This is a genomic window from Sphingobacterium micropteri (genome assembly GCF_014692515.1).
In the GTDB taxonomy this organism is placed as follows: domain Bacteria; phylum Bacteroidota; class Bacteroidia; order Sphingobacteriales; family Sphingobacteriaceae; genus Sphingobacterium; species Sphingobacterium micropteri.
This window is the reverse complement of the sequence record NZ_JACOIK010000011.1, coordinates 1-23,398: the sequence shown is the minus strand read 5'-3', so window position 1 is coordinate 23,398 and position 23,398 is coordinate 1. Positions and strand designations below refer to the sequence as shown.

General features: G+C 42.6%; 16 protein-coding genes. 3 read left to right on the top strand and 13 right to left on the bottom strand.

Going from position 1 to position 23,398, the window contains the following annotated elements:
* Positions 1–2: 2 nt before the first annotated feature.
* The 6 genes from H8B06_RS15400 to H8B06_RS15375 form a co-directional block, all read right to left on the bottom strand.
* Positions 3–2,411 (bottom strand): glycosyl hydrolase 115 family protein, encoded by a 2,409-nt coding sequence (locus tag H8B06_RS15400; RefSeq protein WP_190995138.1) that lies wholly within the window; start codon positions 2,409–2,411, stop codon positions 3–5.
* A gap of 49 nt (positions 2,412–2,460) precedes the next feature.
* On the bottom strand, positions 2,461–3,846 hold the full coding sequence (locus H8B06_RS15395) for a glycoside hydrolase family 28 protein (RefSeq protein WP_223857704.1): 1,386 nt from the start codon (positions 3,844–3,846) through the stop codon (positions 2,461–2,463).
* 37 nt (positions 3,847–3,883) lie between these two features.
* Positions 3,884–5,290, bottom strand: a complete 1,407-nt coding sequence (locus H8B06_RS15390; protein ID WP_190995137.1) for a family 43 glycosylhydrolase — start codon at positions 5,288–5,290, stop codon at positions 3,884–3,886.
* 71 nt (positions 5,291–5,361) lie between these two features.
* Complete coding sequence (locus H8B06_RS15385) at positions 5,362–7,044, bottom strand: RagB/SusD family nutrient uptake outer membrane protein (RefSeq protein WP_190995136.1); 1,683 nt, start codon at positions 7,042–7,044, stop codon at positions 5,362–5,364.
* 13 nt (positions 7,045–7,057) lie between these two features.
* Complete coding sequence (locus tag H8B06_RS15380; protein ID WP_223857703.1) at positions 7,058–10,309, bottom strand: TonB-dependent receptor; 3,252 nt, start codon at positions 10,307–10,309, stop codon at positions 7,058–7,060.
* Positions 10,310–10,502: 193 nt separating this feature from the next.
* The gene (locus H8B06_RS15375; protein ID WP_190995134.1) at positions 10,503–11,648 is read right to left on the bottom strand and encodes a FecR family protein; all 1,146 of its coding nucleotides are present in this window, start codon (positions 11,646–11,648) and stop codon (positions 10,503–10,505) included.
* A 198-nt stretch (positions 11,649–11,846) separates the two neighbouring features.
* On the opposite strand from H8B06_RS15375, the gene H8B06_RS15370 reads away from it, so the two are divergent.
* A complete protein-coding gene (locus H8B06_RS15370; protein ID WP_190995133.1) occupies positions 11,847–12,446 on the top strand; it encodes an RNA polymerase sigma-70 factor in 600 nt (199 codons plus the stop codon).
* A 44-nt stretch (positions 12,447–12,490) separates the two neighbouring features.
* Here the strand turns inward: H8B06_RS15370 and H8B06_RS15365 are convergent, their stop codons facing one another.
* From H8B06_RS15365 to H8B06_RS15345, 5 genes are all read right to left on the bottom strand, one after another.
* On the bottom strand, positions 12,491–13,639 hold the full coding sequence (locus H8B06_RS15365; protein WP_190995132.1) for an aldose epimerase family protein: 1,149 nt from the start codon (positions 13,637–13,639) through the stop codon (positions 12,491–12,493).
* Positions 13,640–13,674: 35 nt separating this feature from the next.
* A complete protein-coding gene (locus H8B06_RS15360; RefSeq protein WP_130142990.1) occupies positions 13,675–15,375 on the bottom strand; it encodes a sodium:solute symporter family transporter in 1,701 nt (566 codons plus the stop codon).
* A 71-nt stretch (positions 15,376–15,446) separates the two neighbouring features.
* Positions 15,447–16,949: an L-arabinose isomerase gene (araA, locus tag H8B06_RS15355; RefSeq protein WP_190995131.1), complete on the bottom strand. Its 1,503-nt coding sequence runs from the start codon at positions 16,947–16,949 to the stop codon at positions 15,447–15,449.
* 98 nt (positions 16,950–17,047) lie between these two features.
* The gene (locus H8B06_RS15350) at positions 17,048–17,743 is read right to left on the bottom strand and encodes an L-ribulose-5-phosphate 4-epimerase (protein WP_190995130.1); all 696 of its coding nucleotides are present in this window, start codon (positions 17,741–17,743) and stop codon (positions 17,048–17,050) included.
* 13 nt (positions 17,744–17,756) lie between these two features.
* Positions 17,757–19,430, bottom strand: coding sequence for a ribulokinase (locus tag H8B06_RS15345; protein WP_190995129.1), 1,674 nt, complete (start codon positions 19,428–19,430; stop codon positions 17,757–17,759).
* Positions 19,431–19,655: 225 nt separating this feature from the next.
* Between H8B06_RS15345 and H8B06_RS15340 the strand changes: the two genes are divergently transcribed.
* Positions 19,656–20,360, top strand: a complete 705-nt coding sequence (locus tag H8B06_RS15340) for an NUDIX hydrolase (RefSeq protein WP_190995128.1) — start codon at positions 19,656–19,658, stop codon at positions 20,358–20,360.
* Between the two features lie 90 nt (positions 20,361–20,450).
* Here H8B06_RS15340 and H8B06_RS15335 read toward each other — a convergent pair whose 3' ends face one another.
* Together H8B06_RS15335 and H8B06_RS15330 are read right to left on the bottom strand one after the other, a co-directional pair.
* Positions 20,451–21,482 (bottom strand): GntR family transcriptional regulator, encoded by a 1,032-nt coding sequence (locus tag H8B06_RS15335; RefSeq protein ID WP_190995127.1) that lies wholly within the window; start codon positions 21,480–21,482, stop codon positions 20,451–20,453.
* A 66-nt stretch (positions 21,483–21,548) separates the two neighbouring features.
* The gene (locus H8B06_RS15330) at positions 21,549–22,733 is read right to left on the bottom strand and encodes a hypothetical protein (protein WP_190995126.1); all 1,185 of its coding nucleotides are present in this window, start codon (positions 22,731–22,733) and stop codon (positions 21,549–21,551) included.
* A gap of 300 nt (positions 22,734–23,033) precedes the next feature.
* Between H8B06_RS15330 and H8B06_RS15325 the strand changes: the two genes are divergently transcribed.
* A complete protein-coding gene (locus H8B06_RS15325) occupies positions 23,034–23,300 on the top strand; it encodes a hypothetical protein (RefSeq protein ID WP_190995125.1) in 267 nt (88 codons plus the stop codon).
* Positions 23,301–23,398: the final 98 nt, after the last annotated feature.

Here is a 23,398-nt window from a genome sequence, read left to right as displayed (position 1 = left end):
TGTTATAATCCAAACACCAACACCTGATCCAACACAACACCCTCATCTAACGCGGAGATTCTAATTCTTGCTTTATCTTTTCCTTGCAAAGGGAACCTTATCTTTCGAATAGCTTGATTACGCAGCACATTCATTTTCCACTCTTCGCTACGCCCCACAGTCTTATAGGATATTTCCTGTGTAGCGGTATCACCCAGCGAAATGGCGAAACGGATATCCCCTCCCTCTACGGGATGGCTCGGTAACAATCGTACTTCCACGAGAACAGAATCGCCTTGTATTTCCTTCAAATCATAATATAATTCTTCGCCTTTGGCCACGGAAACTGCTTTCCCCTCATAACCAAGTCCTTCTAGAGAGGTAGACTTGCCGTGTAGATCTGCTCCATTCAACGTCAGGTTTGGTTTAATATGGCTTATCATAGGTTCAGTCGCCTGCTCCTCCTTCACACGCTGAAATACCGGCAAATTTCGAGGTTTATAATCCATCATACGATTCCACTTTCCACCATGCAGGTTATTATATTTATCCGTTAGCGCTATGATACGATCAAAGGCATCATGGCTTTCTTTCCAGTCGACTTTCCCATGACGCGCTAATTGTGCATGTAGCATCTTATGGTTCATTTCCGCTGCCCCTTGAATAGGATACGCTATTAATTGAAAAAAAGCTTCTCTTTTGTTCTGTGGAATAAAATTTTCTATCGCGGATACCGCTGTCGAAAGATCTCTGTAGGATTGTAACCGGTCACGCACTTCTTCTTCACTCCAAGGCAAATCACGCACCGTTCTGTAATACGCACGGTCTGCTTCCTCCTCACGCGTATTGCCCATAAATTCCGGTTTACGGATATGTGCTAATCGGTAGTGTTCTTGCATCATGGGCAGCAGTTTTTCACCAGTCTCACGTCCAAACTCACGTGTCAACCAATCTCGAAGATGTTGGTTAACCCCCTTATTGTTGATTTCCTCTATATTCCACGCCATATCCAGAAACAGCTCTGTTTGATATTCCCCCGGTTTGATATCACCGACATTTACAATCCATATTTTACGAACATCATGTTCATAAGCTGTTTTCATCTGTTGATGGATCAATGCGGGACTCGCGGTGGATAACCATAAATAGTCGTGGGGACGTCCCCAATAGGAAATATGATAATATACACCGTTTCCACCACTTCGCTGTTTCTCCTCCGCATCAGGGAAATGCGTAATGTATCCATAGTTGTCATCACACCACATCAAGGTGGCGTAGTCAGGCACCTTCATACCTGCTCGGTACACATCAAGTATTTCCTTATAGGGGATCACAACCTGCGGAATCTGGGACGGATCAGGGTTAATATACGTCTTCAACAATGCCGTTTGATCGACGATAACTTTATCTATAGCATCTTTATATTCTGCAACACCTTTTACCCCTTCCATAGCGCCATCATGCTTACCGCGCATGCCAAGTGTAAATATATTATTTGAGCCACCCAGCTCTTTTAGACGGTCTGTCCAATACGACACGACATTTTCTTTATTGCTGATATAGTTATACCGTCCTTCTCCCACGATATCCCATTCTGTGGCACTGTTTCTGGCTAAGGGTTCGCAATGCGAAGAACCGATATAGATGCCATATTTTTCAGCAGCTTCCCGATTGCCCTGCACAAAATAAAACGGAACCGTTACTTCATGCATGGCCGGCCAGATGGTATTCGCCCGTAACCGCAATAAGAGTTCAAAGATTTTGCTATAGGTCTTCGGACCTATGGTCTGCATTTTTTTTGTTTTGGCAGGATCAATACCCTCTTTTATTTTCGCTTCGGGTTCAAATGTATGGGCGCTCCAAGGCGTTAAACCCCAATCTTCGTCGTTTAGAAAAATCCCTCTGTATTGTACATTAGGATATTGCGTATCTTTAAAATCAGCTGGCAAAATAACATCCGATTTGCGTTCAGGTGCTACGTCGGCCCACCAGACCCAGGGCGATACACCAATTAATCGGGACAACTCCAACACGCCATAAGCCGCTCCATGTGGATCACTTCCAACCACAAAAAGGGATTGTGTGTTTCCAACTCTTATCGCTTGTATATGGAAAGCTTCCCATTGTCCTTTAATCTCAGATATATCAATTTGATTTGCAGCCAAGAGCTGATCAAATGACTTGCTTTCTCCCGGAATACCAATGATCACTGATCCGCTCGCTGGCTTATCAGTTAATCGGAACGGCTGCTCGGAGACACTTTTCGAATCTTCCACAATCAAGTCAATTGCCGTTTCCACCAAAGATGCTGTACCACTATAATGCAGGGAGGCACCTTGTCCGTCGGCTATTAGTTTAAATCCATCCTGTGCATAATTGCTAAAAGCAATAAACAAAAGGAAGAACGTTCCTATTACTCTTTTCATCATCATTAAAATTATATTTTATAATGGCGGGATGCAACCTGTGCCGCTATGACTGCTAATTTAGCACAAACCCTTCTACATTTTTTGTCTGAATTTCTTCTTCGGAAGCATGACGGAGGGTCACATTTTTTAAGTGGATATGACGTACCGGCAAATCCGCATTTCCGTTTATCTTGCTTACAAACTTGGCCTCCGTTGCTTGTACGTTTTCTAAGTAAATATCCTGAATTGGGGTCAATTTTCGAACTACCGTGGGTACCAAAGTACGCCACTGATATAAAACATCCGTATCAATTCCCAAAATACCTTCCCGGATCGCATTAGCTTCAATATTTTTGAAATATACCTGCTTAACATGACCGCCCATCCGCTCATTTGTTTTGATAAACAACAGGTGCATCAGTTTCTCGTTATCATCTGCCACTTTACAATTTTCGACATAGACATTTTCGATACCTCCCGATAACTCACTGCCTATCGCGACTAATTGATGGCCGTCTTTCACGAGACAATCTCGGATAACGATATTCTTAGATGGCGTTTTCAGTCGCCAGCCTTCCGGATTCCTCCCCGATTTAATGGCAATGGCATCATCTCCCTGATCGAATACGCAGTTCTCAATCAGTACATTTTGACTCATTTCCGGATCAATACCATCGTTGTTATGACCATGTGCGTACACATCAATACCACGCACGATAATATTCTTAGATAAATAAAGATGTACGGTCCAAAATGGGCTGTTACGGATCTTGATATCTTCTACCAATACATTCTCACAACGGTTAAACTGTATAAACTGCGGGCGCATATTGGACGTGTCGTTGACCATGTTTCTATCTTCTACCGGCACGCGATCTTGTGCCCAGTTATATAAGCGTTTGATACTTTCCATGTGTGCCGATGGACGCGGGAACCATTTACGCCATTGACTAATATCTGCCCTAACCTCGCCTTTTCCCGTAATCGCAACGTTCTTTGCCTCGAAAGCATAGATCAACGGCGAATAGTTGTAGCATTCCAACCCTTCCCAGGTGGTAAATACAGCCGGCAAGTAATCTTGTGGATCGGGAGAGAACAACAATACAGCACCTTCGGAAAGGTGGAGATTCACATTGCTCTTCAAATGGATTTTCTTGGTTTTCCATTCGCCCGCCGGGATAATCACATTCCCTCCGGCAACGGTAGCGGCAGCTATAGCTTTTTCAAGGGCTACAGCATTTTTTTCTTTGTCTCCCGGTTCTGCACCGTAATCTGTAATGACAAAATCCGCAACCCGTGTAAAGTTCGGTGTTTTGATCTTCGGCATCTTAAAAGGTGCCTCCACACTGACCTTCTGTAGTGTTACTTGGCTTTTCTGTGCAGAAAGGTGTTCTCCAGTCAGGAAAAGAAACAACAGCACCGTCATCGTATATGTATTCCACATTGTCCTCATCATCATTTAAATTTTTACTTATGTATGGATTTTGTTTCCGAGATTATGGCTGTACGGCTATCCTCTTCAAAGCGACACCATAGCCGGTACTACCGTAGTTGTTTCTTCTTTTATCCGCCCAGTTTCCACGTTCGCCCATTACGGTAACGATTATAGTATACGTATCTTTCGGTAATGCCGGGCTCACAAATTTGAGCGTTTCGGCAGGATATAAACAATACATATCGACAATAGATTCTACGACCGTGTTACCTTTTGGATCCCGTATGCAAACTTTTGCATACCCACCGTCCGGCCGCGCCAGTCCGTATAATTTTAGACCCGTTCCGGTAAACGTATACAAAAAATGATCGTCTTTATTATCCGAGCTATACGTCTCCATGCTGTCTGCTTTCCAATTGCCTTGGAAACTCACCGCATCCATATCTTTCAGTTCGATCTCCGTTCCTTGGGTTTGCACGGACTTATGTTGCCCCGTAGACAAATCGATTGTCCAGGATTCCTGATAAGCAGGAATAGACAGACGTTCTCCATCTATCTCGAAAGGTTGCCATACATAAGTAGCCGCCGAGTTTTGTTTCGGAAATGACCAACGATCGCCCATATACATAAAAGTAGTATCCTGTGTACCCATAATCGGTAATACAAACGAACACTGGGAATTCCAGGTCAGGCTACCTTCCGGCGCAAACAAACCTTGCTCTGTCCAAGGGCCAGCGATGTTCCGTGCGGTATGATACTGATTATCGTTACGCTCCCAACTGGTTAGGTTTGAACTCAGCAAGAAGTACACCCCATTTTTCTTTAACATCGCGGGGGATTCACCCATACCCGGAACACGGCTAGCGACTTGCTTGTCAATCCCACGGTAATCCGCGGTCAATTGATAAATATCGCCATGGTGAACCAATAGATAACCCGTTCCATCTTCATCCTGAAACACGCCCATATCCCATCTCCGGATCGGCTTTCCTTCGTACAGGATGGGACCTTGGAACGTATAAGGCCCGGTGATATGTTGTGCTGTTGCGTACCCGACGTATTGATCTTTGTAGTTCAAGGAATCGACGTGCATAAACATAACATACTCGCCCGTAGCCGGCGATTTCATTACCTTGGGTCGTTCCCCAACACGGTTCTTGCCTAATTTCCCTTCTTCCTGCAACGGAAGTGCCATGCGCTCAAACGTCCAGTTATAGAGATCCGCCGAGGAATAGCAGGCGAAACCGTTAAACACATTCGCCGAATCAGTCTTAAACTCGCCGAACAAATAATATCGACCATTATCTTTGATGACACCTGCGCCATGTGCACTCACGGTATTCCCATGTTGGTCAAACCAAGGCACGCCCGAATAAATCGCTTCGTAGACGGGTTGCTTAAAACGAGTTTGCCCGTAGCTACAAACGGCTATACAGGCAAACAAGAAGATTGTCGTTAGTCTTTTCATGGAATCTATAAATTTATATAATAATACCACGGGTTGCAACCCGTGGTAACCTGTGACCTCACAGACAATATTTAATACCCGTCATTCTGTGGATATTCTCCCGTATCCCTATCGATTACTGATTGCGGAATTGGTCTCAAATAATATTTGTTATCCACTATTCCTGAAGGATTCGCCATTTTTGTCAATATGTTGTGTTCAAAAGCCCTCTCTAACTTTCGGGTACGTTTTAAATCCAGCCATCTTTTATACTCTCCTGCCATCTCTCTTGCCCGTTCATCTAATATAAAATCCAAATCAACATCTGCAGCAGTGATAGCAAGACTTTGTCCTGCTTTCGCCGCTCTCTCTCTAAGAACATTCAGTTTTTCTACAGCTTTGCCCGTTTCCCCAGCATTATAGTAAGCTTCTGCGGTAATTAAGTATGTTTCTCCCAGTCGAAATAAGAATACATCTTTTGTACTGGCATAAGTAAATTCATTGTTATAGGGAAGACCTGCATCTGGTGCATAAAACTTATTGATCATCGGGAACTTTTCTGCACCCCCCACATTGCTGAATGCCTGCTTCCACCGCTCAAAACGGATTACCTCCACACGAGGATTATTAGCCTTCAAATTTGCTTCATCTGTTGACGTGAATGGTTGGTCAGGAAAAGGAAAATAATATCTTAAATCCCCTTTTCTTATGTTTCCTTCATCTTTTGTTGCATAAAGTTCACTAAGAAACGTCGCTTCATACCGGGCGTCCTTCGCTGTGTTGAACAAGGTGTACAAAAATTGCGTAGGCATGAAATCTGACCTCCTCCTATTATAATCTGTCACGGCACTAACTTCATCAAATCCCTGTTCTCGCCAATAACGCCATCCAAACATAATATTCTGCGCGTTGCCATTATAGCCCGGTTGCGGTCCATACTGCACCGAAAAAATAATTTCCCGATTTTTTTCATTCCCTGGTTCAAAGACTTCCGCAAAAGAAGGCTGTAAACTATAAGCAGAACCATTAATGAGCTCCTCTCCTATCTGTGCTGCCCGAACAAAATCTGCGTCGCTACCGAACGATTTATATCCTTTTGTTAAATAAAGTAAGGCGTGCAACTGTTTTGCAGCTCCTTGTGTAACTCTTCCAGCTTCCACTTTGGTCGGATCAGCTTCCAATGATGGTATAATGGCCGATAGCTCATTCCCTAAAAACTCGTATACTGTTTGTTCAGATGCGGGTTCAAAATGACTGACAGGCTCTGTAAACTCTTCTTCTACAATAGGCACCGCACCAAAATTCTCCACCAACAGATAGTAATAATAAGCTCTCAAAAAACGAACTTCAGCTGTTCTTCTCGCTTTCAGCTCCTCTCCTAAATCGGGAATTGCATCTGCTCTGTGAATCGCCGTATTACAACTCTGAATTCCACTGAAAGCAGCGGAGAAAAAAGTATTAATAGGACCATTATCGGGTGTCAACGTACGGTATTCATTGAGCTGTTCTGCTGGCACATCGTTCGCCGAACCACTTACCAGTTCAATTTCTCCACGTGTACCAATATCTGTTCCCCACTCAAACAAACTGGGGTTGATTCCATAGATATCTCGCAAGGAAGCATAACAAGAGTTAACCAAGGATTCATAACCGGCAACGTCCACGTAGTAGTTCTCTGCCGTTATTCCGCTTATATTCTTTTCTTCCAAGAATTTCGCACAAGAAGAAAAGGCAGCAGACAATATAAAAATGGATATGAAAAGATTCTTTTTCATCGTCGTTTTAAAATTAAAATGAAACATTTACCCCAAAAAGATAACTACTCGTGCTTATAGCCGTCCCATAGGTATTTTGGGCAGCCCATTCGGGATCATATCCTTCATAGTCGGTAAACAAAAACGGATTAGTCGCGGTCGCATAAAACCGCAAACTATTAATCTTATATTTACTAATTAAACTGGTAGGAACCGTATAACCCAATGTTATATTACTGATACGCACAAAATCTGCTTTCCGAAAATAAGCGACGTTTACAAATGTGCCGGGTGTGCCGGGTTGAAAATGCGTCTGCGACGGATTATCTGGCGTCCAATAATCAACATTCACCTGATTATAAATCTGATTGTAATTCATAAAACTACTGTTGAACGATGAATTAAATTGTTCTCCCCGACGGGTATAGGCCATTGCATAAAGATCGATATTACCATATCGAAATGTTGTCGCAAAAGAACCTGTCCAAGTCGGCACACGCTTGCCAATAATTTGCCGGTCCTCCGCATTGATGACCCCATTATTATCAAGGTCTTTTACACGCACTTGCCCGGGTAGCTGGTTATATCCCGCCGCGATATCACGTTCCGATTCTTGCCAAACTCCATCAAACACATAATTATAATTTACTTGTACCGGATGCCCAATAAAAAAAGCGTTTCCAATATCATCAGCTTTCCCATTGGCGGTTTCGAGGATTTCATTCTTATTCGCATCGAATACAAAATCCGTCTTCCAAGAAAATTTATCGGTCTGTACGTTCACCGTAGTCAATCCCACTTCTAGACCGCGATTTCTGAGTTTCCCCATATTTGCACTTACCGATTCCCAGCCTGAGGGTGCTGGTAGATTGCGATTCAGTAATATATCATGTATTTTGCGATCGTAAAGATCAATCGTTCCGTATATCCGATTCCCTAAAAATCCGAAATCTAAACCTAGGTTAATTTCCTTGGTCGTTTCCCAAGTCAGCAATTTATTTGCGAGCCTATTAGGAGAATATCCCTGAACCAGTGCATTTCCAAAAAAATAAGTCGATGCTCCCAAAGTTGCCTGCGTAATATAGGGGTCTACCCTGTCGTTTCCGGACGCTCCGTAGCTTAATCGAAGTTTCAGATCATTAATCGCTCCTATTTGTTGTATAAATTCTGTTTGCGAAATACGCCATGCGGCTGATGCGGAGGGGAAAAAACCCCATTTATTCCCTTCCGCCAGTCTGGAAGAACCATCCCATGTACCGGATACCGTTAATAGATACATATCGTTAAAGCTATAGTTTACCCGGCCACGGACAGATGCCAATGTATATTGCACAAAATTTGAGCGAACAGTCGGCCCTCGAAAAGTACCATTAAAATCTGTATTTGTTGCGGATCCAAAATTATACCATAGCGAATTATAAGGTAAGTTATAAACATCTATTCCGCTAGATTCCATTCGATCTTTTTGCATACTTTGTATGACGGTTGCTGTTAGTTTATGACTTCCCAAAGTCCGTTCATAAATCGCCTGGTTATCCCAAAGCCAGTTAACCTGTTCACTTGTGCTATTATTTCTTGATGAATTATATCCGCCATTTCCTGCCCCTTCTTTTGATTCCGAACCAAAATACCAAGCAAACCTATCGGTATTAAGACTGGGTGAAAAAGTTGTTTTCAGCGTTAAGTAGGGTAACGGTTTTACCTGTAAGTATATCTGCCCAAATGCCCTGATGCCTCGGCTATCCCGTATATCATTATCAGCATCAAATAAAGGGTTGGTCACACCGTCGCCTCCAAGAACACGAAAAACAGGGTTGCCATCGCTATCATAAGGTGATACCGTGGGCGGCAGTCGATAGGCTGAACGCAACGTTTCGGAACTTCCTAGATTTTGTAAATTTTGAGCCGCATAAAAACTCATTCCAGCCATCCATTTCTCTCCGATATTCTTGTCTATATTTCCACGAAAGGAATACCGTTTAAAATCCTCTGGACTAACGTTACCGCCCTCTTGTAAAAATCCAAGTCCTAACGAAAAGCGGGTTTGTTCATCTCCGCCACTAGCGGAAACATTATGGTTCATCTGCCTGCCATCTTTAAGAAACATTCCCGGCCAATCGGTAAAACGACCCGCGTCGATATTTGCCCATTGCGCTGGTGTAAAGAAAGCATTGTTACTACGGGAAGTATCCCGTCCAGTTGCCAAAAACTGATCGGTACGATATTTTACATATTGTTCTCCGTTCATCATATCCGGCAAATTTGTAGGTTTTCTCGCTCCGGCATAGCCGTCATATGCAATCGTCGTTTGGCCTTGCTTTCCCTTTTTGGTGGTCACAATCACTACACCTTTGGCTCCACGTGAGCCATAAATCGCCGTTGCAGAAGCATCTTTCAAAACGTCTATTTTTTCGATATCCGCCGGATTAATATCATTCAATCCGGACGTGGTAGGTATTCCATCGATTACGAACAAAGGGGAGTTAGAACCTCCGAAAGAACTTATACCACGGATATTAATATTATAACCCGAACCGGGTTTCCCCACATTTTTGACAACGACTGCACCTGGTGTTTGTCCTTGCAATGCTCCTGTTGCGTCGGCTGTTGCAGCTCGGGCAATAGTCGTCGATTCCACGGAACTAATTGCCCCTGTAACATCCGATCTCCGCTGGGTTCCGTAACCTACGACAACGACTTCCTCCAAATCAGCGTTGACGGAACGCAGTTTAATCTGTAATTCCCTTCGCCCATTCAACGGAATCTCCTGCGTTTCATAACCCACCATCGTAAAAATCAACGTGACGTTATTATCGGGTACTTGAACGGTAAAATACCCCTGCTGATTTGTTGTTGTACCATTTGCAGAGCTACCCTTCACAACAACAGACACCCCCTGTATGGGGCCGATGGAATCTGATACCACGCCATTAACCGATTGCTGTTGTTTGCTTTCTTCCGCTATAATTTTAACCGGAACAGGTTTAACACGTGGCTTCTCCTTCACCACAATTGTTTTCTTACTGACGGTATATACCAGTGGCTGATCTGCAAATACACGTTTCAAAGCATCATCCAAGGATGCATTTTTTAGATTTAACGATACACGCTTCGACTTATCAATCGTCAATGGATTATATAGAACGTGATATCCGCTCTGCTTCCCGATAGTTTTTAAGGCTTGCTCTAAAGAAGAATTTTTTAGGTCGAGCGTAACCCGTTGTGCGTAACCTGACGCATGTAAACACATCGTTCCGAGCACCATAAAGAATGCTATCAGTTTCATTATTTTCCAGATTTTTGCACCTCGCCTACGGACATATAGACTTGGAGGCACCTCATAATTTTTGTACATTTGGGTGTTTAGTTTTTAAATGTGATTAAGAACTCGGTTTATTTTTTTAATTGCATTAGCTGAACCACCGGGGGCGCGGCATCGCTCTCGGTATTTGCTTTTTGTTTTTATCTTGTGTACATGTCTAGCCCATAACCAAAATCCTCCTTCCTTCTATTTTAAATGTTACGGTTCCAGTCAGTTCAAGCATATCCAAAACCTCATCCACTTGCCCAAACCGGGAAACCGTTCCTGAAAAAAGCTTGCCTTTCATATTTCCTTTATATTCCACTTCCACATCATACCATCTAGCAATCTTCCGCATGACGTGTTCGATGCTTTCCTCGTTGAACATAAAATAGCCTTCTTGCCAAGCTAGAATCTCTTCCGGGTCAAAAGTTTCCTTTGTTACCTGTCTCTTCGTCTTATCATACACACTCCGTTCACCCGGTTTAAGCATATAGCTAGATCCGGCGATATCTACCGCTACCTTCCCTTCGATAAGGGAGGTTTTCACCCCCTCTTCATCCGGGTAAGCCATGACGTTAAACTGCGTACCCAAAACGGTTATCTCTTGGTTATCCGATTTCACGACGAAGGGCTTTCCTGTATCCTTTTGTACGTCAAAAAATACTTCTCCCTCTATTTCAACAAGCCGCTCAGTTCCGATAAATGCAGTCGGAAAACGTATAGATGACGACGCATTCAGCCATATTTTTGTTCCATCAGCCAATGTCACTTGGTATTGTCCTCCCCGTGGTGTACGGATCGTATGATATCTTATCTCCTCTTCCGACATTGCTCCATAATGTAATTCGCCTTCTCCGGCCTTATTTGCCCATACTTTTCCATTAATGGTGACATTACCTAAATGCAGTTCGTTCAGCAAGACTTCTGTTCCATCATCTAATACAAGTACCGCCTTATCACCTCCCGGTTCAATGACAATAGCTTGGCTTCCTTCACCAAACGGTTTTGGCACATTCTCTACGGATGACCAGTATAATCCGCCTATGACGAGTATAATAGCCGCCGCTGCGTAGCCCAACCATTTTCGCATCGACTGCCAGTATACGGGTTGATCCTCTTTATCCGTTTGCATTTCTTTGTGCAAACGCGCATAAAGACGTGCCTTGACAGCCGCTTTATCGCCCATAGTCCGCTCGTCCCATCTCGTCTCTTTCAATTGAAATTTATCCTGGTAATCTTGCAATTGGCTCAACTCTTCCGCTGAACAATGACCGGCTATATATTTCTCGTATAATTTGATATATTCTTCTTTGGTTAACATGTTTTTGTGTCCCTTTATATACTAGAGTCTTTTTTTGGGGAACACACACATACTTTTTTTATTTTTCTCCATCCTGCTCCGTCCTGTGTTAAATAATTAGGTATATTTTATTTTTTATAATTTTTTTAATCTATATTCGATATTGCTAACAGGAAGCCACAAGCACGTAAACGAAAGATAAAACCGTTTTGCTAATCCATGGGAAACAATAAACTTATAGATTCATCTTGCCTCAAAGACCACGAGTATTGGGAGAAGGTACAGCGAATAGGTTGTTCCCAGTCTTTTTCATTTCTTTTTGACCGATATTGGGAGACGTTATACAGCACGGCATTTTCCTATCTAAAAGACCGAGAAAAAAGCGAAGAGATTACGCATGATATCTTTCTCAATCTTTGGCGAAAACGGGAAACATTGATTATTCAATCGTTCCCCGCCTATCTTCGGGCAGCGGCTCGCTATCATGTATACAAAGAACTTAAAAAAAGGAAAGCATCCGCCATTGTGTATACGGATGAGCTCACCGAAACGGGAGAAGCCATGACTAACCAAGGCGAAGAGCGTCTTATTTACCAAGACGCTGAAAGGTATGTTGACGGAAGCTTGCAAACGCTACCTGCCCGATGTCAAGAAATATATTTCATGAGCAGAAAGGAAAATTTGACAAACGATGAAATCGCAAACAAATTGGGGATATCGAAACGTACCGTCGAAAATCAACTGACCGTAGCGTTACGTCATATCAGGATACAACTGAAGGTTATGAGTACCCTGTTATTATGGTGGTTTATACTATAAATAAAAGAGATGGCGATGATTAATCATCGCCATCTCTTTTAGTATTATTTCACAAAAAACCGATATTCTGTTTTTGTGGTGTATTGTTCGCCCGGTTTCAGCACCGTAGACGGAAAAGAGGGTTGATTAGGTGAATCTGGAAAATGTTGTGTTTCCAAACAAAATGCAGAACGGAATGGATAACCTTTCCCTCCCTTACCTTTCGGATCGCTGTCCGTCATAAAGTTACCGCTATAAAACTGTAACCCCGGTTCGGTTGTTAATATCTGCATTTCTATCCCTGTTTTAGGTGCATAGACTGTAGCTACTTTACGGAATCCTTCCCCTTTCACCAACTCAAAGTTATGGTCATACCCTTTCCCGACCTTTAGCTGTTCGTTATCTGTATCGATACGTGATCCGATTGTCTGCGGTTTACGAAAATCAAATGCGGTACCTGCTACTGTTAGGCTCTTACCTGTGGGAATCAACGCCGCATCGACTTCGGTTATAGCGTCAGCATCTATCTGCAACTCATGATCCAATATCGTTGAGTCTCCTTCTCCATTGAGATTAAAATAAGCGTGATTGGTTAAGTTCAGTACCGTTTCTTTGTCCGTAGACCCTTCGTAATCGATCACCAAACCTCCTTCATCCGTTAAGGAATACGTTACTTTCATGGTTACGGTGCCCGGATATCCAGCCTCCCCATCGGGAGACGTATACGCCAAGGTAATGGCCCTATCCGAAGATTGCTCTACCGTCCATACTTTGTTAAAAACCCCATTTGTGCCCCCATGTAAGGAGTTCTCGCCATTGTTTTTCTCCAGCTCATAGGTCGCACCATCCAACGTAAAAGAAGCGTTACCAATACGATTGCCATACCGCCCCACAATTGCTCCATAATAATTGCTGGCATTTTGCTTAAATTCGTCTGCTGTATCGTAACCTAGGATGACATCTGTTTCTTCGCCTTCTTTACCTTTTACATTTAAGCTGACCAATCTCGCCCCGTAATTTGTTAGGGTTACACGCAGCCTGTCATTTTGCAGCGCATACAGTTTAACATCTTTTCCGTCGATAACCGCATCAAAAGATGCCTGTTCGATACTGTCGCTTGTTGTTGCTCCTGTTTCGCCTTTATTGGCGCCCTGTTGACAAGCATACGTCAATGAAGCCGTAGCCAATAATGCAATGAAAACGTTTCTTTTCATGTTCTTTATAGTTTATAGTTATTGTGTTTATTTATCTACCAAAACCTCACGTAAATAGCTGTTACAAGCAGTAAAGTTATCACAATCATCACAAGAATGGAAGGTTCCACCTTAAACATTTTCCGATCGAGTTCAAATGCTTTCGGATTAACCTTCGGACCAAATAGGCTTATTCCCACCATCACCAACATCGTAAATGCAAAAGCTAATCCCATACAAATTTGAAAAGGAATCTCGTATACGCCAAATTTATTGAGGTAGGCTGTATAGATCCACGTTTCAGGCCCAAAGACGTTCACGGCAAACTCGTTAAAGAAAACAGAAAGCACAAAACCGGTGATAAGCCCCGCAATAGCTGCTGGCCCGGTTGTCCGCTTCCAGAACATCCCTAATAAGAACATAGCAAAAACACCCGGACTGATAAAGCCGGTATATTTCTGGATAAAGGTAAATCCACCCGCACCTCCAATACCTAAGGTATCGTTCCACGTAAAGAGAACAGCAACCACGATAGATGCAATAATCGTTAATTTACCAACCCATACCATTTTGCCTTCGCTGGCATCCTTATTCATATATTTCTTATAGATATCCAGCGTAAAGATAGTCGCTATACTATTCGCTTTACCAGCGAGACCCGCAACGATAGCAGCTGTTAATGCCGCTAATGCTAATCCTTTCATACCATTCGGTAAGTAACCTAAGATCGCTGAATAAGCATTATCCGCATGGAATACCCCTCCCGGTGCCATTTCTTCCTGCAAAGCGCCATTCTTATACAATACATAAGCTGCAATACCCGGTAACATCACGATGATCGGCATGAAAAGCTTAAGGAAACCCGCAAAAAGAATACCCTTACGTGCCGTATTAAGATCTGCTCCCAATGCACGCTGCGTGATATACTGATTACAACCCCAATAGTTTAGGTTCACGATCCATATCCCAGCAAGGTACATTCCTATACCCGGCAACATCAAATATTTGTTGATCTCCTCTTGCGTTGCTCCTGGACCCGGTTTCTCAACGATCATATTGAAATGCTCCGGCGCATCGGTCATCAACGCATTGAAACCGGCAAGCACATCCTTACCTAATCCGAAGTGTTCGCTAACCAATGTCAGCGCCACATAGGTTGTAGCGATACCCCCAATGATAAGTACTACCACCTGGATAACGTCGGTAAAACCAATAACACGCATACCACCAAGCGTAATGATAACGGCAAATACCGCCAACGCAACCATAATTAAGTGGAAGGTATCCCCTCCGCCCGCAAGGCTGGAGATGGCTATTGCGCCCAGATAAAGGATAGACGTCAGGTTCACGAATACATACAAGAACAACCAGAACACGGCCATAATCAAGCTCGTCGTTTCATTATAACGGTTGTTCAAGAACTGCGGCATCGTGAAGATCTTGTTTTTCAGATAAACCGGAATAAACCAGACCGCAACGATGATCAGTGCCAAGGCGGCAATAATTTCGTAGGCCGCCACAGCGATACCTACTTCGAAACCGTTTCCACTCATTCCGATGAATTGCTCTGCCGAAATATTCGACGCAATTAAGGACGCACCGATAGCCCACCAGGTTAGTGAACCTTCCGCAAGAAAATAATCTTTACTGGTGTTTTGTGCCGCCGTCTTCTTACGGTAGATCCAATAGCCATATCCGGCTACCACAAAAAAGTAGATTACAAAGATGATGTAGTCTACTGTTGCAAATTTTTCCATTTATTATACAGCTTTATTGATACAAAAAGGCTTCCCGTTACATCATCATGTGGTGGGAAGCCTTGGTTAGGTTATTTTTTTAACAGGTAATATAGTTCATTCCATTTGAGTTGATTTTCCAGGCCTGTTAATGTCGTATTTTCATCAATAGCGACATATTCCAGTCCGGCAATTCTGGCAAAGTCTTCCAAATATTCTGGCGTCAAACTTATACTATAAGCCGTGTGGTGTGCACCTCCGGCGTATATCCAGGCACTACAGCCTGTTTTCATATCCGGTAGCGGTCTCCATAACACCCGTGCAACAGGCAGCTTTGGGAGTTTCTCGACTACGGGTACACCTTCTACTTTATTCACAATTAAACGGAACCGTGTTCCCATATCGACGATAGAGGCATTTAGCGCCGGACCGCTGATACCGTTAAATACCAGACGCGCCGGATCAGCCTTTCCGCCGATACCCAAGGGATGTACTTCTATCCTCGGCTTATGTGCCGCCAGTGCCGCATCTACCTCCAACATATGCGATCCCAACACCATCGCATTTTCGGGGTCAAAATGATAGGTATAATCCTCCATAAAGGCCGTGGTTCCCGGTAATCCTGCACCCATAACTTTACAAGCACGAACCAATGCCGGTGTTTTCCAATCACCTTCACCCGCGAATCCATATCCATCGGCCATTAAACGCTGAACAGGCAAGCCCGGTAATTGCACCATACCGTGCAAGTCTTCGAAAGTATCTGTAAACCCTTTAAAGTTTCCCGCTTCCAAGAATTTACGAAGACCGATTTCAATTTTAGCTGCTTCGACCAAACTTTGGCGGTCTGCACCACCTTCAACTACATTCTCCGCCAGCTCATACGTTTCTTCATATTCCTGTAGTAAAGCCTGCAGTTCTTCGTCGGTCGTTTCGTTGATTACGGCCACTAGGTCACCGATAGCATAGGTATTCACGGAGAAGCCGAATTTGGTTTCCGCTTCTACCTTATCCCCGTCGGTAACCGCCACAAAACGCATATTATCGCCGAAACGAGCAAATTTAGCACCCTGCCAATCCTGCCATGCAGCAGCAGCCCGTGTCCACACGTTAATACGGTCGATTACCTCCTCATCTTGCCAGTGACCAGTCACGACCTTACGTCCAATATTTAAACGAGTTACAATGTGTCCAAACTCCCGATCACCATGCGCACTCTGGTTTAGGTTCATGAAATCCATATCCATCGTTTCCCATGGAATGTCTCTATTATATTGCGTATGCAGATGCAATAACGGCTTTTGCAATGCTTTTAATCCTCTTATCCACATTTTTGCCGGAGAGAAGGTATGCATCCACGTCACCAACCCAATACATTCGCGGCTAGCGTTAGCTGCCACAATAGTGTCATATATCTCGTCGCTGTTCTTTACAATTGGCTTATAAACAACCTCAACCGGTATTTTTTCGTGCGCGGAAAGATAGCCTGCAATTTCTGCAGCATGCACAGCTACTTCCCGTAGTGTTTCCTCTCCATATAAATCCTGGCTTCCCGTCAGGAACCAGACTTGTAATTTGTTTAATGCGATATTCATTTTTTTATTTTTATTTTCTATTGTTAGAAAGTTAAGAGGTTAAGAAGTTAGGATGGTCAAAAGTTAGACTCTTTAACACTCTAACTCTTTAACTCTTATTACGATTGTCCATAATATGCATCCGCCCCATGTTTGCGGTCATAATGCTTATTGATCAATGCGTCTTTAAGCCGTGGGGCTTTGGGGTTGATTTGTTCCGTTAAATAGGCCATTTGCGCTACCGTTTCCAATACCGCACTGTTATAGACCGATTTGATACCTGTCTTTCCCCACGCAAATGGCGCATGATTCCCAACCAATACCATTTCCACTTCTTTATAATCCAGCTGTTGTGCTTCAAAGTGATTCATGATCTGGAAACCTGTTTCATATTCATAGTTTCCCACAATCATCTCATCGCTCATTGGTGGTGCACAGGGGATATCTACCGTCAGATGGTCAGCATGTGTTGTCCCGAAAATAGGAATATCTCGTTGGCTTTGTGCCCATGCGGTGCCATAAGTAGAATGCGTATGGGTAATTCCACCAATACCGTCCCAGTGCTTATAAAGCACGGCATGCGTCCTTGTATCCGAAGACGGACGTAAATCGCCTGCTACAGTATTTCCATCGAAATCCACGATAACCATATGATCTGGTGTCAACTCTTCGTAGGGTACACCGCTCGGTTTAATGGCAAAAACACCTTTTTCCCGGTCTGCCACACTGACATTGCCAAAAGTAAACAAAACCAGACCCAATTTGGGTAACTGCATGTTGCAATAGTATGCCTCTTCTTTTATTGCTGTATACATTGTTGTACTATTATTATTCCTTTATATTTTCCACGAAAATACCTAATTTTCTATACTGCAGATATCGTTCTGCATAAATGTCCACCATTTCCGGACGAGGTTCGTAGGTATGCTCAAAACCTTGCCCCATAGCTTGCATGGCATCTTCCACTTTATCGTAAATACCTGCTGCTGTTGCCGCAAACATGGCTGCCCCAAGTGCACAAGTTTGTTCCGACTTGTGTACACGTATCGGCATATTAATCACATCGGCCATGGTCTGCATAATATACGGTGATTTTTTTGCTACCCCGCCCAGTCCGATAATTCCCTTAACAGGAATGCCTTCGTTTATAAAACGGTCGACAATACTTTTGGCACCAAAACAAGTTGCTTCCACGATGGCACGGAAAATACGGGGCGCATCCGTTCCCAGATTCAAGCCCTGCAAAGCCGCTTTTAAGGTTTGGTCAGCATCCGGTGTACGGCGTCCATTGAACCAATCCAGTGCTAATTCCGACGTTGCCGTTACGGGCAAAGCTTCTGCCTGCCTGCCAAGCTGCGGAATGACCTGATCATCAACAAAATCAAGTACTTTCTTTAAATCCCCGTCGGGCAATATCCCACTATCTGCCAATAAATTCTTTACAGGCCATAGCAATATCTGTTTGAACCAGGCATAAGCATCCCCAAAAGCCGACTGACCGGCTTCCATACCGATCATACCCGGGATAACCGAGCCATCTACTTGTCCACAAATACCCTTTACCAATGTATCGGCGATTTCTTCTTTCGGTGCGACTAAAATATCACAGGTAGAGGTACCGATTACTTTACTTACATAATAAGGTTCAATCTCTCCACCTACAGCCCCCATATGGCAATCAAAAGCTCCGACGCCCACCACCACTTCCGTGGTTAGCCCCAGTCTTTCCGCCCATTCGGTCGATAATGTACCAGCAGACTGATCGGAAGTATACGTATCTGTAAACAGGCGATCTGTCACGCCATTCAACAGCGGATCCAATGCACTAAAAAATGCATTAGGAGGTAAACCGCCAAATTCCGCAGCCCACAAAGATTTATGTCCTGCTGCACAAACACTGCGCTTGATATCCACAGCGCGCGTTCCGCCTGTCAGCAAAAAAGGGATATAATCACAATGCTCCACCCAGGTATACATGGCTTTACGAACGCTTTCATCTACCCGCAATGTACGTAGTAATTTTGCCCAAAACCATTCAGAAGAATAAACACCGCCTACATATTGTAGATAATTGATATCGAATTTCTCCGCATGATCATTAATTTGTTGCGCTTCTTCTACAGCCGTATGGTCTTTCCACAAAACAAACATAGCGTTGGGATTATTCGCAAATTCATCCATCAACGCCAACGGCACACCACGTTCATCTACGGCTACAGGTGTAGAGCCGGTTGTATCTACCGAAATAGCTTTTACCTGCTGTGGGGTAAGCACCCCTTCCGTTTTTTTCAAGCAATCTTTTACAGTAGCTTCCAGACCTTCTATATAATCCATTGGATGCTGGCGGAACTGACTAGCCGATGCATTACAAAATTCGCCTTTTTTCCATCTAGGATAATAGAACACGGACGAAGCCATCTCGTTTCCATTACTTGCATCGACCAATACGGCCCGAACTGAGTCGCTACCGTAATCCAATCCAATTACATACGATTTTTCCATTTATTGAACACCTTTTCTGGTTTATAACACCTTTTTTCTGTCCTTTCACCATATCACCTACGGTATGGATTCAAGAACTTCCCTTTCAAAATTAATGTCAAATTAACACTTAATTTTAGAAAAGTGAAAATTTTATTTTATTTTCATGAGAATAAATATAATTGTCCATATATTGACCGGACAAATCAATAATTTGTTAACGTGGGAAGACCTTTCAAGCAACATATGGATTTTTACAAAAACGAACCCCAGACATTACTAGCCGTGGATTGTGTTATTCTAGGTTTTAACGGCGAATCACTGGAAATATTATTAGTTAAAAGAGGAATTGCGCCAGAACGTAATAAATGGAGTTTGATGGGCGGTTTTGTACATGAAGATGAAAGTCCCGAAAAAGCGGCATCACGTGTACTCAAAAAGCTCACCAATCTAGAGGATCTCTATATGGAGAATTGTGGCATATTTGGCGAACCCGGCCGCGAGGAGCGCCGTGTAGTGAGTATTGTTTATTTTGCACTCATCGACGCAACACAGTACAGGCATATTCTGAGCGAAGAGTACGAAGCAAAATGGTTTCCGCTGGATAAGCATCCCAAACTTATCTTCGACCACGAAGATATGATTTCTACCGCCAAGCATACCCTACGTACGAAGGCAGCACTGTATCCTATTCTGTTCGAGTTATTGCCGGAAAAGTTTACGATTCCACAAATCGCTTCGCTATATGAATGTGTATACAATATCGATTTGGATAAGCGGAATTTCAGCCGTAAGCTTCTTTCTTCTGGCCTTCTTATCAAGCTAAATGAAAAAGACAAAGAGAATTCGAGAAAGGGTGCGTTTTTTTACCGCTTGAATATGGATATTTATAAGGAGAAAATCATGTCGTTCCTGCGTTATCTACCTAGTTGGTCTGTGGATGAGAGTTAGAAGAGTTAAGAAGTTAAACGAGTTAAGAAGTGAGACTCTCTAACCTTCTAACCCTGTAACTTTATAATCCTATAACAGTTCTACAATCCATTATAACGACGGCCGTATATTAACATAGAATGGATTTTCCTTCTGTTCCTTTTTTTGTTGTTTGATGATTTGTGCAGCATATTTCCCCATCAGCTCAAAATCTGTGGAGATCGTTGCTATCCCGTTAAGGATAAATTTTTTAAGGGGTGTTTCATTATAAGAAATTACGCCTATATCTTTGCCAATTTGATAGTCTTTTGCAATCGATTTTTCGAGCATATGAACCAAATCATCTTCGGCCAGCATAATGTAGCACTCTCCTCTTTTTAACGGCTCTGTAGATAGATTGCCTACGAGCAGATGATCAAATGCATATTGCTGACAAAATCTATAAAAACCTTTGATAATTGCCTTCGGGTAATCACTATGGTCAGGGAAAACAAGTTTCAACGTACGGTACCGCGAAAGGGACGACAGCATCTTTTCCAACGCTTCATAAATATCCTTTTCATAATTTTCATAGACCGCATCAAAATTTCCACTCAATCCGTCGATCAGCTTCCCTAACAACATCAACTTGTCGATCGGTATAAGTCCGAGTACCTCCGGAGCTTGATCGCTCCCCTCTTTGAAATGTGGAAATACAACGTAATGGTCGTACTGCTTTGTCAAATTCAACAGTAGGCTACGCAGGTGTGAGATATCACTGTTATACACAAATAGATCCAAAGAAGCTTCGTCACCGAGCTCACGGGCAAAGGCGTCGTAAATGATTTTTTTATGTGCGCTCAGTTTATTTAGAAATAGGGCTATCTTCTGCTTACTAACCACATCGGATTTAGCGACAAAATACCCTTTCCCCGGTGTGGACGAAATAATATCCAAGCTTTTAAGATGGCGATAACCCTTTTCTACCGTATCTCTGGAAATATCAAAATACACGCTTACTTCGTTAATGGAGGGTAGGATATCGCCTTGCTTCAATTGATTTTTCCGTACACCTTCGATGACCGCATCTGCTAATTGCAGATACTTCGGTGTAGACGAAAACTCACTGATCTGAATGCTTTTGATAAAATCAATGTCGCTCATGTTGTTCGTGATAGCTATCGAGGGTTAAAGAAACGCTTTTTTTTGAAAAAACGCAAGTTCAACTGACTATCTTCCTCCGAACCTGTATCCTAGTGACAAGCTACTGCTCCGATATTTTGTATGCCAAAACAAGTAATCTTCCGTTATGTTCTTAGGCAAATTGTACTTCAATTCGGCTACATATTTCCCTTTCCATAGGTAGCCAATAGCCCCGCCAAAATTCATGTTACTTTTGGTTTCTAAAAACGTCGTATTTCGCACAGTTAGTCGGGAATCTATATCAATATTGAAAATCGTGAATAGATCGAGGTATATCGCGGAATGGTTTTGCATAAAAAAATATCTTCTTAGTCCGATAGGTATATCGATCGAATTATATTGTATTTCCATCGACGGCGTTACGGTGCTATTGGCATGATATGAAACAAAAGAAGGATTGGCGAAAATGCGCCATTGACTCTTAAAATAAGGAACAATGTATTCCAGTTCCAACCCGATTCTCGGCCCTATCTTACTTGGAAATGATCCATACGTACTCACCATCGTATTGGTGGCTTCGACCGACGTGTATTCCACGCCTAACTTTGGTGTAATCGTAAATTGCGCTTTATGCTGATATTCGTTTAAAACATGATAACTACTTTCTTGACACTGATTATAATGTATAAAAAAACTACGCAGCATCGTTAAGTTGTACGACAATCGTTCTACATATTTTTTATTCTCGGCGCAACGCATGGTTTGACGGAGCTGTTCCCTGTACATCATATTTTTTATAATCTTGATCCCATCCGGCGAATGTAACCTATAAATCAAAGGCGTAATCGAATCCGCATCGATCTGATAGAAATAACGATTAGGAATAAATTTTGAAGAAAATGAAAATAAAGAGGCTTTCCCCTCCACTTCGTGTTTCAATAATACAACGGTATCCACGAGGTTCAAATAGGGAGCACTCGAAAGATTTGTTATCTTATCGGACGATATTTCCATAGCGATCCGCTGCCTCGAATACCGTATGCTGTCCCCTACTCCGAATTCTTTGATACTATGGCTGTCCAGTATGAATTCAGGTGCGTTTTCAGATAATTTACACGATATGGACGAAGGATTATTTTTCCACCCCAGATCTTTAATCAGGCATATTGTCTTTTTTCCCTCGTTGTCGATAAAATAACCCTGTTCATATGCAACCTGTGCAGACGTGATTTGTATTGCGAAAAAAAATAGCAGGAGAACTTTGTATTTCATTAAGGTTTAGATTAAGTGTTGACCAAGATACATCTTTTTGGCAATGTTCTTTTGTATTCGAGATGAAATGTAAGTTAAGATATGTTGGTTGTGCAGAGTTTTGTAATATCTAAAATTTTCACGTAGGAGTTTTCTTAATTTTAGTTCTGGCTTCATTATTTAATTACACCCTAACTTTATGTTTTCCGTACATTTAAATTCTAGTATGACAACTGTAAATGATTTTTACGTTATTCTCTTGTAGCATTACTATATTATCATGCGTTTCCAATAATATCAATTACAGAAATTCTAATTAATATGAAAAAAACCACCTTTTTATTGTTCGCTACATTACTCTTACTGTCCTGCAAAAGTGACAAAGAATATCCTTATGAATATTGGTCCCGACTTTCTGAGGAAAAATATAAGGAAATAATCGCTCTAACCGAGTCCGTAACCTGCACGGATATTGAAGAATTTGAAATTCATGGCAATTTTCTGGTACACGCTTCGATCAAAACGAGATTCGATCGATTGATGGAAGAGCTCAACCATATGGATATTTCGGAGGGACCATGCCAGTGATTTCGGTCAAACCGTGCCACTATAAAAGATCATACAATTATATAAAAAAGTTGTTATTATTCCTGTTTCAATATGCCTTTTCTGAGCGATTGTCCCTT